Raw genomic sequence first — 13,699 nt, forward strand, 5'->3', positions numbered from 1 at the left:
AATGAAAAAGCTGCTCCATGATCGGAGCAGCTTTTTTTTTACCAGGTGCAGGTAAACTCAGTTGCAATTACTTACCAGGATTTTCTGAACGAATTCTTTTTTGCCTTGTGTTACCTTCAAAATATAAACGCCATTATTGAGCGAAGCCAATTTTACTTTTGTTGTTGCTGAAGAACTTATTTCTGTTGACAGGAAACACGTTCTGCCAGCCAGGTCTGTAAGAAGGATGTTAAAAGGACCTGCTTCCAATGAAGCCGTATTTAAAATGAGGAAACCATTTGAAGGATTTGGAAATACGTCCACAATATTTTCAGATAATGGTTCATCAATGGAAGTGGACAATGCGCAGCCTTTGTGAACATAATCAAAATAAGACTGAACAAAATCAGGAAGCCCTAATGCAGCGGATGCACCGGTATAGTTTGGATCAAGGTTGATTCCATTCAATACAAAATCACAACCGCTTCCTGCAATATCCGGTTCATTGATGATGCCGAGATATGTGCTAAAAGATTTTACTACATATATTTTTCCGTCAGGTGCCAATTGCAGTGCGTATAAGTCTTCGGTTGAGTTGAGCGTTACTTTGGAGTTGATAATTGCGTCGGCACTGCCTTGAGTTAAATCAAACTGAAGTAAGGTTGCTTCCGGATTATAATTCGTCACATATAGTTTTGAATCATCCGGCGAAAACTCTATTCCGTAAACGTGATATCCAATTGGAATAGTGATAGGATCAGAAACAGTACCATCCACAAGGTTGAAATCGAAAATCTCTATAGTGTCCTGATATCCTATTGCCAATGCCAGCAACCCGCCGCAACTTGCAAATTTCATTTGCCCGTACGTATTCTGGATTTCAGCGGTCGAGTGAATGATTCCTGCATTGCTGATGACTGGTGTTGATATTCCTGAAGTAGTAAGTGCATATGAATAAAATGCATTAGATCCCCATTCATGAACAACCACCCAAATTTTACTGCCATCATAAGTGGTTACGGCCGTGAGCTTTTCAGTGACGGAATTCTGCAAGAGTATATTTTTTTCAATTACATCACCAAGGCCGCTTTGCAAGCTCATATCAACTATGGAGTAGCGAAATCCAAGAGGTCCGCCAATTTCATCCAGTGTAAACACGTAATACAAATTGTTGCTGCCGGGTTGTTGCGCAATCAGCGCAGCCTGTGTTGCGGAACTTCCTGCATCAAGTCCGGATCCGTTTGGCATCAGGAAGTGCAATTTGTTCCAAACGTTATTTCCATCTGTATAAAAGAGAAGAGCACCGGAGGTGTCAGAAATTGAAGAACAACCTTCCGGCGTGTTAACTTTTCCATCGGTGAGCACAGCAGGTGTAGAAGCACTGAAATTTAACCCGGCAAAAATTCCAAAATACCAATTGTCAGCCTGCTGTGCTGATAGCTGAAATGAAATGGCGATGGAACATGTGAAGAGGATAAATTTTTTCATGTTAAAAAAGTAAGGTTGAATTGTTTAACTAAAACTAATAAATGCATGGTGGAGAACAAAAAATTGTTTTGAAACACTGACCTGTTTGCATGATATGCAACATAATTTAAGCTACTTGTCAGCCAAACTGCATGTCCATGCGTCCCTAATTACTGCTTGCTGAATTTATTGCTTCATCTGTACGGCGGAATGCATAAATGTTGTTGGGAACTTCTTCATCGGAATGGCCAAAGTTTTTTCCGATTAATACTACATTTGGCACTCGCTACTGAAAATGAAGAAGATAAGCTGAAACTTCACACACAAAAATTAAATTGAGTTGGAAGCCAACGGAGCAGCAAGGTTTTCATCATGATTAAAAAGGACATCAATGCATTCAAAACAATCGGCATGAAAAAACAAAGTACATTTTTTGCTTTCCTGATTCTGATTTTTATCACAGCTTCACTTCAACTCAGCGCCCAATTCCAAAATATTAGTCCTGTACCGGGATCAAAGTATCACAAACCACAAACCACCCTGGTCTTCAGGGCTTCAGGATTGATTGATGAATCTTCTATTCTTCAGGGAAACCTGCTCGAGATAAAAGGGTCCAAAAGTGGAATGCATGAATGGACCGCTCATCTTTCTGAGGGAAGAACGATCATCATAAAACCGAAAGAGTCATTTAACTGGGGAGAAACGGTGCAAGTGACTTTTCATTCACTGTTCAAGCGAACAGATGGATCGACCATATCAGGTACATCATTTTCATTTGATATCATGAACGAACTATCATCCGAACAAAAGGCACTACTCAAAACCAGTACTGATGATGATATGCCTGATGCTGGTGTCGTGTATGGAGCTTCATCAGTTCTCAGAGAAGGATGCAGCATTGATTCATTGCCCTCCTACATGGTCACCATCAATAATAATCCCGCTCCCGGCCAGATTTTTCATAACAATCAATCCGATGATAAAAAGGATACGAATTCTTTTCCAACCATCATCAACAACGATGGATCATTGGTTTGGACTTGTGATCAAAGCCTCAACGGACATGATTTTAAAGTTAATAAGAATGGGTATATGACTTATTTCAACTATGAATTTGATGGATGGGTAGTGATGGATTCCAATTATGCGGTGATTGATTCTGTACAATGCGGCAACGGATATGAGGATGAAACCAACGGACACGAAATAATGATGTATCCTGATGGTCACACCTTTGTAATTGCATTCGATCCACAAACAGTTGACATGAGCCAGCTAGTTACTGGTGGCAACACAAATGCGCTGGTGAAGGGTTTGATCATTCAGGAACTGGACGCGGAAAAGCAGGTAATATTTCAGTGGAGAAGCTGGGATCATTTCTTAATCACAGACATCAACCCGACACAAAATCTTACCGCAGCAATCATTGACTATGTGCATGGCAATGCAGTGGAGCGGGACAACGATGGCAATATCTTGATATCAAGTAGAAATATGTCGGAGATCTCTAAGATTAACCTGGAAACAGGAGAATTTGTATGGAGAATGGGTGGAAAAAATAACCAGTTCACATTTGTAAACGATAACATTCCCGAGCATTGGAATTACCAGCATGATATCCGAAGAATCGCAAATGGTAACGTTACACTTTTCAATAATGCAGTAGACTTGCCGGTGGAGCATTCGGAAGCTAAAGAATATCAACTGGATGAAATAAATAAAGTAGCTACTTTGATCTGGCACTACGAACATCCACCGATTGGCGATGCACATGTATTTGGAACAGGCTCTGGAAGCGTGCAACGTCTTGAAAATGGAAACACTCTGATTTCATGGGGAAAAACAATTAACTCTACCTCCAACATTCCGAACTATACCGAAGTAGATACGAATAACAATATAGTCTGGGAATTTAAATTTGAGGATGGTTTACAAAGAGGTTACAGGGTTCATAAATATAGCTGGAAGCCCTGTGAGATCATAAATCCTGACCTGATAACATTGAGTAAGCTTACCGATAATTCAGTAAAAGTTACCTGGAATCAGGTTCACAATGCTGTTTCCTATGATTTGCAATACAGAAAACTCGGTAAAGTAAAGTGGAAGTTTCAAAGCACAACCATCAACACTAAAAAGCTTATCAATCTGAAACCTGAAAGTGGTTATGAATTTCACATTCGGACTAATTGCTCGAATGGTTATACTTCCGACTGGTCGAAACTCGATACGTTTGCTACAGAAGCACAACGGTTGATTTTGCCGGTGCCGGTTACTACTGTTATGGTTTATCCGAATCCGGTTTCCGGTATATTGAACCTTCAGCTTACTACGGTTGAAGAAGAAATGATAGCCTTTTCAATTTATGATCTCACCGGAAAAAAAATGATGGAAAAAAACATCGATGCAATTGCAGGTGAATCATCACAACAAATTGATGTAGCCGGATTACCTGATGGCTATTACATTGCTGAGTTTAAAACACCCACACAAAATTTCGTGCAAAAATTTGTGAAACAATAGTATGTCACATTATTGATGTTTGTAGAATTGAAAACCAAATGGTCTTCCGATTTTTTAATTGCATGCTCTTTCGCTTTCGCTGGTATCTGGAAAAACCGAGAGAAGCTGTTCTGAAAAAAAATAGGAAGCCGGAAATAATGTGGTTTTTTTTGAAACAGCTAACCTACCGGGAAATATTTTTTTTGCACACCTCATCACTTCTGCAGGCGAAAATGTAAACCTCAAGATTGGGAGGCAATAGCCTGAAACTTGTCTTTTCAAACCAGGTAAATTCCGGTTTAAATAAGATCACTTATCAATCGTGAAGTCTTCATGATTACTTTTGAAATCATAGAGCCGGTACTGCCTGATCACACGAAGCAGTTCGGCAACACTCCATGCCTGCGCAATGCAGCCACGCGGTTTATGAGGAGCATCACCATCAAATATTTCAGAAATGGATCCGATTCCGGCATTGTTCAGATGAAGGAGTAGTTGATGGATCGCTTGCTGAGCCTCTGGTTTTGCTGCCTTTCCATAACAATGGAAAAGTGCATCAATGTATGGACCGATGAGCCAGCTCCATACCGTTCCCTGGTGGTAAGCGTCATCGCGTTGAACGATGTTGCCGTCGTACGTTCCTTTATAATTTTCATCATCAGGTGAAAGACTGCGTAATCCGAATGGTGTAAGTAATTTTTCTTTAACCACATCAAGAATTTTTTTCGCTTTTTTTCCTTTAATCAGCGGATAAGAAAGCCCGAGTGCAAGCAATTGGTTGGGTCGTAAGGAAGCGTCTTTGATATCATCATTTACCACATCATACAGGTAAAGCAATTCCTCATTCCAGAATATTTCAATGAATTTCTTCTTCGTGAATTTTGCTTTTTTACGAAATCGTTCTGACAGTTCTTTGTTGCCATTTAATTTCAACAATCGTGCATAGATGCGAAGCGCGTTGTACCAGAGGGCATTGATCTCCACTGCTTTTCCGATGCGCGGTGTAACCACCCAATCATTTACTTTAGCATCCATCCATGTCAGTTGTGTTCCTGCTTCACCGGCAAAAAGCAATTGATCGTCAGCAACATGAATGTTAAAACGCGTGCCTTTAAAATGCCATTCAATTATTTCTGTCAGGACAGGAAGCATTTCGTTCAACACAAATTTTTTACTACCACCTGCTTCCAGATAATTATTGATGGCAATAAAATACCAGAGTGTTCCATCGGCTGTATTGTATTCCGGTGGAAGATGGTGATCCTGGAAGCGATTGGGCAACATGCCGTTGCTGATATTTTTTGCAAATGCCAGCAGGATTTTTTTGGCATCCTTCAATCTATCGGTAATTAAACACAAACCGGTTAATGCAATCATCGTATCGCGGCTCCAGTCGGTAAACCAGTGATAGCCCGCAATAATGGTTTTCAGGTCTTCATCCCGTTGAACTACAAACTGATCAGCAGCGAGCAATAGTTGTTGCATCACTTCATTGCCTTTGGCGGAAGCTGTAATGGAATGTCTGCGTTGCATTTCTTTTTCCAACAGTTCATTCGCATTTCTGCCTTCGGTTGGTGCTGTAGAAATTAGGACTGTTATTTTTTGTCCTTCTGTTAATGTAATGCTGAATGTGCCTGGAGAAAAAAGATCTTCACGATAGTCTTGTCCGCGTTCTTTCTCAGCAGCGTACTCAAAATGGCGATACCAGTCTGGTGCATGATTGAAAGAGCATTCGTTGAGGTGAATAAAAATTTCGGGACTGTCAGCGTTCATTTTCAATGACAGCATTCCTGATTCAAAAGAGATTGTTTGACTGATTACATCGGTTTCTGTTAGTAGTTCATGATAATTTCTTGAAGCAATTAGTGCATTGAATTCAAGCACAAAAGGTGCTGATGATTTCAACACTTCATAAACTACAAGTGTTGTATTTTCATCATGCAGCATCACGATACTTTTTTTCAATTGTACATCGTGTGCTTCATAAATAGATTCAGGAAATAAATTTTTAGTGAATGAAGTAAGATAATGGTTACCTGTTGGTGAAATGGCATCGCCGTAATTGTTACAACCGAGTTCAAACCGTTCTCCGTTGAATACAATTGTTTCATCCAGTTTACTCACCAGCACCATGCGTTCAGTTGGAGGCGTAATCGCTGCTATCAATAATCCATGATAGCGGCGCGTATTACAACCAATCACAGTGGAACTTGCGTATCCACCCAATCCATTGGTTTCGATCCATTCATTTTCAATGGCTCGATGATAATCTTGTAAGAGTTCTTTGTCTTGTATGAGTGTCATAATCTAATGAGATTATTATTTGTAAAGCTGAAAAGTATAAAATTATGCTGCGACAATTACAGGAAATAATCTGGAATAGCAGCAGCATACAAAATTTTTTCAGGATCACAATTGATGAATGTGTGATTGTGATTGCAATAATGAATTGAATGGAATTTCTTCGCCTTAAATATTATTGCTTGTAAGTTGGGATAGATCGCACCTGGAATTACGATCATATTTGTCGTACTATAAAAATTTCCGCATTTATTGACAGAGTTATATTTTTATGAAAAACGCATGGAATGAATGATCTTTTAGCGCAGACGATGATTGATGATAAGATAATTTTAGTTCGGTTAATTCTCAGCTTAACCTTGAGCAGCCTTATAGGATTGGAACGCGAAAGCAGACGGCAGCATGCAGGTTTCAGAACACATATTCTAATTTCTATCGGATCAACCATTCTCATGTTGCTGTCAATTTACATTCCGCAAACATTCCAGAATTTTCAGAATGGGGATCCAGGTCGCATTGCTGCGCAGGTAGTATCCGGAATTGGTTTCCTGGGAGCAGGAGCTATTTTCAAATTGGGATCGAATGTTCGCGGACTCACCACTGCAGCCACTATCTGGACGGTAGCGGCTATCGGACTTGCTGTAGGTGCAGGTATGTATTCAGGTGCTGTTATTTGTACTGCCCTGATATTATTTGTATTGATCATTCTTGACAGGGTGGAGAACAGATTTTTTCCGGATATGCATTTGAAAATATTAGAGATTGATTTCAATACGGAAAAAATTGAAACCGAAGCTGTCTTCGATTTGATCGTTAAGGCAAATATTAACATTCAATCGGTGAACATTTCTCATTCACTCGATGCCAGGAGTTCGCAGATGAAGTTGTATGTAAACATTCCTGTTAAGTATTCATTGCAGGAACTTTACCATCAGCTTAGTAAAATAGAAAAGGTTTCGGGGATCAGGATTGGACAGGATTATTAACACTTATGGAGTATTAAAACAGGTTAATTTTTGCCAATACCGCATAAAAAAACCGCCAGGCATTTGCCATGGCGGTTTAAGTAGCGCGTAGGGGAATCGAACCCCTGATTCCTCCGTGAAAGAGAGGCGTCTTAACCCCTTGACCAACGCGCCGTTTTGAAAATCAGGTCGCAAAGATAAATTTTTTTGGTTCTTTTAGAACAACACGGCCATTAAAATTTTTGGCTTTTCATTTCTGTTGAGCACTTCTTTCCTTACCTTTGCCGCTCAATTTTCATTCTTCCTCACTAAAATTTGTACTCACAAATGTCAACTGTTAAAGTAGCCATCAATGGATTCGGTCGCATCGGCCGCCTTGTATATCGCCAGATTTACCAAATGGAAGGTATAGATGTAGTAGCCATCAATGATTTAACCAGCCCTAAAGTGCTTGCGCATCTTTTGAAATACGATTCTGCACAAGGTCGTTTTAATGCCAATGTAACTGCCGGTGAAAGCTCCATCACAGTAAATGGCGATGAAGTAAAAATATACGCCCATAAAAATCCGGCTGAAATTCCCTGGAAAAGTCATGAAGTGGATGTGGTGCTGGAATGTACCGGCTTCTTTACCGATAAAGACAAAGCTGCTGCACACATTACTGCCGGCGCAAAACGGGTAGTGATTTCTGCACCTGCAACCGGTGATCTGAAAACCATAGTATTCAATGTAAACCATGAGATATTAGACGGCAGCGAAACCATCATTTCCTGTGCTTCCTGTACCACCAACTGCCTGGCTCCAATGGCAAAAGTTCTGAATGATAAATTCGGCATTGAAGTGGGCATCATGACTACCATTCACGCTTATACCAACGATCAGAATACACAAGATGCGCCGCATCCGAAAGGTGATTTGCGCAGGGCACGTGCTGCTGCTGCCAACATTGTCCCTAACAGCACAGGTGCCGCAAAAGCAATTGGACTTGTACTTCCTGAATTGAAAGGTAAATTGGATGGCAACGCGCAACGTGTTCCAACCATCACCGGTTCATTGACAGAACTGACCAGCATCCTGAATAAAAAAGTAACAGTGGAGGAAGTGAATGCAGCCATGAAAGCAGCTTCCAACGAATCGTTCGGTTATACGGAAGATGAAATTGTAAGCACAGATGTAATTGGCATCACGTTCGGTTCACTCTATGACGGCACACAAACAAAAGTGATGACTGTCGGTGATAAACAATTGGTGAAAACCGTTTCATGGTACGATAATGAAATGAGTTATGTCTCTCAGTTGGTACGGACGGTGAAGTTTTTCGCCGGATTAATCAGTAAATAAAATCATTGAATGGCAGAATGGTTAAATGGCTCAAATGATTGAGTCGTTTGACCATTTATCCATTTAACCATGTAGCACCCTCCTAAATTGTTATCAATGTGATGCTACAAACAAACATTTTAATCATCAGGCTCAATTACTTGTAAAAGATGAAAACAGTTGCCGATTACAACTTCAAAGACACACGCGCATTGATTCGTGTTGACTTCAACGTGCCGCTTGACAAAGTAACTTTTGTAGTCAAGGATGATACACGCATTCGTGGTGCAGTAAAAACAATCAATAAAATATTGAGTGATGGCGGATCAGTGATTCTGATGTCGCACTTAGGCAGACCGAAAGGCGGACCGGAAGACAAATATTCACTGCGCCATGTTGTCGAAACCACTTCCAATTTATTGAATCGTCCGGTGAAGTTTGTAACGGATTGTGTTGGACAAGAAGTTGCAAATACAGCGGCAGCATTAAAACCCGGAGAAGTATTGTTACTGGAAAATCTTCGCTTTCATCCGGAGGAAGAAAAGGGCGATGAAGCTTTTGCAAAACAATTGTCGGAGTTAGGTGATGTGTATGTGAATGATGCTTTTGGAACGGCACATCGTGCACACGCTTCCACTACAATTGTTGCCAATTATTTTCTTCCGGAAAAAAAAATGTTTGGTTTCCTCATGGCTTCAGAGCTGGAGAACGCAGACAAAGCCATTCTGAATCCTGCCAAACCTTTCACTGCAATTATAGGCGGTGCGAAAGTTTCAGATAAAATATTGATCATTGAACAATTGCTCGACAAAGCTGATAACATTATCATCGGTGGTGGAATGGCTTACACATTTTTTAAAGCAATGGGTGGAAATATCGGCAATTCCCTTTGTGAAGAAGACCGTCTCGATCATGCTATTCAATTGTTGAAGAAAGCGGAAGAAAAAAATGTAAATATTTTATTGCCGGTTGATTCTGTTACGGCTGATGCATTCAGTAATGAAGCCAGCCGTGGTTTGTGCGAAAGCATGAGCATCACAACAGGATACATGGGTTTGGATATCGGTCCAAAAGCGATTGCAGAATTTAAAAAGGTGATACTCGATTCAAAAACAATTTTGTGGAACGGACCGATGGGTGTTTTTGAATTCAGCAATTTTCAGGAAGGGACGAAGAGCATTGCGCTTGCGGTGGCAGAAGCTACATCGAATGGTGCCTATTCATTGATAGGAGGTGGAGATTCCGTATCCGCTATCAATAAATTCAAATTGGCTGATCAGGTGAGTTATGTTTCAACCGGCGGAGGTGCGATGCTGGAATATTTTGAAGGTAAAGTATTGCCCGGCGTTGCAGCAATCCAAAAAGTATAGAATAATACTTACAAAGGCAAATCTGAGTTGAAAAGGTTTGGATTTAGCTCTGGCCTTTAGTATAAATTGCAATAGGCTTTTTAATAAAATCACCTCACAGATTTTCAACACTGTGAGGTGATTTTATTTATGTAAATCATTTCCTGAATTTAATTTTTCAGAAGAAATACGCGGGAAGCAAACACTTCAAAATCTTTTTTCCTTACTCTGTTGATTGCTTATTTTAGCCGCGAAGGAATAATTTGATTAAAACCACCAACAGGTAGCAGATAAACTGCTATTCAGGATTTAAAAAGTAGGTTTTATAAAATTTCATTATTTTAACTTTGAACAACTTTTTAATATGAAAAAAATGAAACAGCCAATGATCAGGAGCATGCAAGCGCTTGTTTTTATCCTGATTATTTCAATAGGTTGCAAATCTACCGGGCATGGCAAGCATCGTGGAGCATCGGGTAAAGGATCGGAAGATGCTGAAAATATTGCTGCTGCAACTCCAAATGGCACTGCTGATATACAAATTGCCATTTCCACTTCCCATGAAGTTTCACTTTATAAACAAATACATGCCGGTTGTGTAATTGATATTTTTTTTACTAAAGGAATGGTCGCGCGCAATGTGTTGGCAGATCCTTATTTTTCCTGGCTGAAAGCGCTCAATCTTAACTCTTTACAATATAGCGGTGGAAGTCCTTCAGATCATGAGCATGTGATTATTAATGACACCCTGATCAACGGAGGCAAAGGAGACGGATACAACATCCGTCGTTCAGATGTTGAGGCAAGAGGTGAATCTTATGAAGGAATACTGGATGGTGTAGCTACTGTAAAATTCGGAGTCGATTTTTTCAACCAGTATTGTGCATTGCTTCACAAATTAAACGTTCGCGGCGATGTGGCTGCTAACGTACAAAGCGGCACGCTGCCTGAGTTGTATTGGAAGATAAAACGCGCCAATGCACAACGCGTGATCTTTGGCATGGAACAAAATCTCACCAGCAATGCGCATGTTTTTCCGGATGGAACAAGCTACCGTAAAAAAATTTCGCAGTGGATAGATTCCGTAGAGCATAAATTTCCCGGTATCATTACAGTAGTCGATGCTGCACCGGTTCATAAGCAAACTGCAAAATTTGCAACATGGAACTCGCAACTCAAAGGAATTCAGGGTGACGAAGCAAGACTGTATCTCTGGGATAAAGACATATTGGATTCAAAGGATGATGCAGCGGTAAGCATGGCTGAAATCAACCAGGCGTTTTCACAAACGATTCCGCATTGGTTTGATATTTTCAAGAGCACTTTTCCTGGTAAGAGAGTTTCTGTTTGTCAATGGGGAATTAAGGCGAAAAGCAGCATTCACAATAATATGACGGGATGCTTGTATATAGGTAAATTTTATGAATTCATGATTCGCTACAATAAAGCAAATGATAACCTGATTGGCTACGCCTGCTTTATGTCGTTGAAAAGCCTGAACCGTGGAGATGGCGGTAAAGGAGATGCAGACAATTTTTATAAGACATTGAAAAACTGCGGCCTTCTTTTTACAGGCAATAAAAAGGTGGATGACATTGAGATCACCGGCTTCAATGGTGTGAGTGGTGTGGGTTGTAGTGAAAATGGCAATTATGCTTTGTTGCTGATAAATGAAACGGGTAGTGAAGTAAATTTAGCCGGTATAAAAATTAACGGTGCAAGTACAACAGGAAAAATTTTTACTATGAATTCTGTTTCGGCATCCTCATTGGACAGTTATGATGTGAAGGAAGCAGTTAACAAGGGAAGTGCTGTTTCACTCAAACCATATTCGGTGAATGTGATTACTTTTTGATTTTTTGAAAGCTTAAAAGCCGCGAAAGCATAAGCAATCACGAATGATCGAACTTCTTTTCTTTTTTCGGATAAACAAACCGAATTTAGCTCATTGAATCAGGACTTATGATTTCCCAATCTGCTCAGCCCGATCCCATCGATCAATTGCTGGATAAAATTACTAAAGAAGTGAAGCGTGAAGAAGAGCAGTTGCTCGCTTCGTTTCTGCAACGTGCTGTGGCTCGCACCATTGATACAGCTATAATAGCAGGAGCTGCTTATGGTTTGCAGGCTTTATCGATCTATTTCATAACCCGCGACGATCCTTACAATGTTGAATTTATTACCATGAGTGTTCGCCAGGCGATGCCTGCATTCGCGCTCATGCTTTGGGTGTTGTTGTATTCACCTGTTATGGAAAGCACGGGAGGAACAGTTGGCAAGCGTATCATGCGCATTAAGTTGGTTGATTTGAATACAAGGCAGATACCTGTTTTCAGAATGTGTGCAGCCCGTTCATGGATCTACCTTATATTGGTTGTGCTTGCCGGATTGCCCGCTGTTTTGAGCTGCCTTGCTTATTTCATTTCAGATTACCACCAAACATGGCATGACAAACTCACCAATATGATTTGTGTTAAAAACTAACCGCCATTTTTGTTTTCTTCACGGTAGCAATAACTCTTTATTTAATAATTAAACACCATGCTCTTCCTTCAATTACTTTTCTCAGTGCTATCATTTTTCAGTATTGCAGAAATAAAACCTGCCGGAATACAGACCGGAATTTGGCGTGGTATATTGACTACCAACGGTGGCGAGTTGCCATTTAATTTCGAAACAAAATACATTGGAGGTAAACTTCAGTTGATCATCCTGAATGGTGAAGAAAGAATTGCAGTGGATGAAATAAATATGGCAGATGACAGTGTATTTATCCGGCTTCCAGTATTCGATTCTGAATTCAGGTTGAAGTATACGCCACAAACTTTAACAGGTTTATGGATCAATCATTCACGCAAAGTGAATAATGTTTTTCCGTTTAAAGCGGAATTCGGCAAGGCGTATCGTTTCACTTCTGAAACTTTGAAGCCGGTTGATAATATATCTGGTAAATGGGAAGTTGATTTCAGCAAAGGCACGGAGGATAGTTCAAAGGCAGTTGGTATTTTTATTCAATCAGGTAACGACCTGACCGGCACATTCCTCACTACATCAGGAGACTACCGGTATTTAGCCGGCACTGTTCAGGGCAATGAAATGTTGCTTTCCTGTTTTGACGGATCACATGCGTTTCTGTTTAAAGCCACAATTGATCCCGCCGGTGTTTTGAACGGCATGTATTATTCTGGAAACCATTGGCAGGAACCCTGGATAGCTCATCGGAATAAAGGATTTGAATTGCCGGATCCTGCTTCTTTACTTCAATTGAAAGCGGGATATGATAAACTTGCTTTTTCATTTCCTGATGCCAAAGGAAATATGGTTTCACTTGCTGATCAGCAGTTTCAGAATAAAGCGGTGATTGTTCAGGTGATGGGATCGTGGTGTCCTAACTGTATGGATGAAGTGGCTTTCTTTTCACCATTGTATGATCAATATCATTCAAAAGGATTAGAGATCATTGGCCTTTCATATGAAAAAGCAGTAGGGGAGAAAGCCATTCAAAATATTGAAAGACTCAAACAACGGTTCAATGTGCATTATACCATTTTGCTGGCCGGTGAGCCCGGTGCCGATGCCATAAAAACACTTCCGATGCTTACAGGTATGTTTGCTTATCCTACTACTTTTTTTATTGACAAAACGGGAAATCTGCGTAAAATTTATTCAGGCATAAATGGCCCGGCAACAGGTAACGAATATGAGCAGTGGAAGGATGATACACGCGGATTGGTGGAAAAATTATTGTCGGAATAAATGGATGCTTGTTCACAATTGTTTTTGTGCAACTATGCACCCGGGGAGCTATATAAAATGTTG

Annotated in this window: 9 protein-coding genes and 1 tRNA gene; 7 read left to right on the forward strand and 3 right to left on the reverse strand. The window is 40.3% G+C overall.

Going from position 1 to position 13,699, the window contains the following annotated elements; genetic code table 11:
- Nucleotides 1–57: 57 nt before the first annotated feature.
- A complete protein-coding gene (locus IPO83_01380) occupies nucleotides 58–1,467 on the reverse strand; it encodes a T9SS type A sorting domain-containing protein (protein MBK9729934.1) in 1,410 nt (469 codons plus the stop codon).
- Between the two features lie 390 nt (nucleotides 1,468–1,857).
- Here IPO83_01380 and IPO83_01385 point away from each other — a divergent pair, with 390 nt between their 5' ends.
- A complete protein-coding gene (locus IPO83_01385) occupies nucleotides 1,858–3,966 on the forward strand; it encodes an aryl-sulfate sulfotransferase (GenBank protein ID MBK9729935.1) in 2,109 nt (702 codons plus the stop codon).
- Between the two features lie 288 nt (nucleotides 3,967–4,254).
- On the opposite strand, the gene IPO83_01390 is transcribed toward IPO83_01385, so the two are convergent.
- Nucleotides 4,255–6,249, reverse strand: coding sequence for a glycogen debranching enzyme family protein (locus IPO83_01390; protein MBK9729936.1), 1,995 nt, complete (start codon nucleotides 6,247–6,249; stop codon nucleotides 4,255–4,257).
- A 284-nt stretch (nucleotides 6,250–6,533) separates the two neighbouring features.
- Here IPO83_01390 and IPO83_01395 point away from each other — a divergent pair, with 284 nt between their 5' ends.
- Nucleotides 6,534–7,232 carry an MgtC/SapB family protein gene (locus tag IPO83_01395; GenBank protein ID MBK9729937.1) on the forward strand — a complete coding sequence of 233 codons (699 nt, stop codon included), beginning with the start codon at nucleotides 6,534–6,536 and terminating at the stop codon, nucleotides 7,230–7,232.
- Nucleotides 7,233–7,313: 81 nt separating this feature from the next.
- Here IPO83_01395 and IPO83_01400 read toward each other — a convergent pair.
- A tRNA-Glu gene (locus IPO83_01400) sits at nucleotides 7,314–7,385 on the reverse strand.
- 153 nt (nucleotides 7,386–7,538) lie between these two features.
- On the opposite strand from IPO83_01400, the gene gap reads away from it, so the two are divergent.
- From gap to IPO83_01425, 5 genes are all read left to right on the forward strand, one after another.
- The gene (gap, locus tag IPO83_01405; GenBank protein MBK9729938.1) at nucleotides 7,539–8,552 is read left to right on the forward strand and encodes a type I glyceraldehyde-3-phosphate dehydrogenase; all 1,014 of its coding nucleotides are present in this window, start codon (nucleotides 7,539–7,541) and stop codon (nucleotides 8,550–8,552) included.
- A gap of 149 nt (nucleotides 8,553–8,701) precedes the next feature.
- Entirely contained in the window at nucleotides 8,702–9,901 is a 1,200-nt protein-coding gene (locus IPO83_01410; GenBank protein MBK9729939.1) for a phosphoglycerate kinase, read from the forward strand.
- A gap of 343 nt (nucleotides 9,902–10,244) precedes the next feature.
- Entirely contained in the window at nucleotides 10,245–11,735 is a 1,491-nt protein-coding gene (locus IPO83_01415) for a hypothetical protein (protein ID MBK9729940.1), read from the forward strand.
- A gap of 107 nt (nucleotides 11,736–11,842) precedes the next feature.
- Nucleotides 11,843–12,364 (forward strand): RDD family protein, encoded by a 522-nt coding sequence (locus IPO83_01420; protein ID MBK9729941.1) that lies wholly within the window; start codon nucleotides 11,843–11,845, stop codon nucleotides 12,362–12,364.
- A 57-nt stretch (nucleotides 12,365–12,421) separates the two neighbouring features.
- On the forward strand, nucleotides 12,422–13,636 hold the full coding sequence (locus tag IPO83_01425) for a TlpA family protein disulfide reductase (protein MBK9729942.1): 1,215 nt from the start codon (nucleotides 12,422–12,424) through the stop codon (nucleotides 13,634–13,636).
- Nucleotides 13,637–13,699 lie beyond the last annotated feature (63 nt).

It is taken from the genome of Chitinophagaceae bacterium (assembly GCA_016717285.1).
GTDB lineage: Bacteria > Bacteroidota > Bacteroidia > Chitinophagales > UBA10324 > JACCZZ01.

Excerpts from the sequence above, each read along its gene's own strand:
- IPO83_01380 (MBK9729934.1), bottom strand. The coding sequence starts at position 1,467 with ATGAAAAAATTTATCCTCTTCACATGTTCCATCGCCATTTCATTTCAG.
- IPO83_01385 (MBK9729935.1), top strand. The coding sequence starts at position 1,858 with ATGAAAAAACAAAGTACATTTTTTGCTTTCCTGATTCTGATTTTTATC.
- IPO83_01390 (MBK9729936.1), bottom strand. The coding sequence starts at position 6,249 with ATGACACTCATACAAGACAAAGAACTCTTACAAGATTATCATCGAGCC.
- IPO83_01395 (MBK9729937.1), top strand. The coding sequence starts at position 6,534 with ATGAATGATCTTTTAGCGCAGACGATGATTGATGATAAGATAATTTTA.
- gap (MBK9729938.1), top strand. The coding sequence starts at position 7,539 with ATGTCAACTGTTAAAGTAGCCATCAATGGATTCGGTCGCATCGGCCGC.
- IPO83_01410 (MBK9729939.1), top strand. The coding sequence starts at position 8,702 with ATGAAAACAGTTGCCGATTACAACTTCAAAGACACACGCGCATTGATT.
- IPO83_01415 (MBK9729940.1), top strand. The coding sequence starts at position 10,245 with ATGAAAAAAATGAAACAGCCAATGATCAGGAGCATGCAAGCGCTTGTT.
- IPO83_01420 (MBK9729941.1), top strand. The coding sequence starts at position 11,843 with ATGATTTCCCAATCTGCTCAGCCCGATCCCATCGATCAATTGCTGGAT.
- IPO83_01425 (MBK9729942.1), top strand. The coding sequence starts at position 12,422 with ATGCTCTTCCTTCAATTACTTTTCTCAGTGCTATCATTTTTCAGTATT.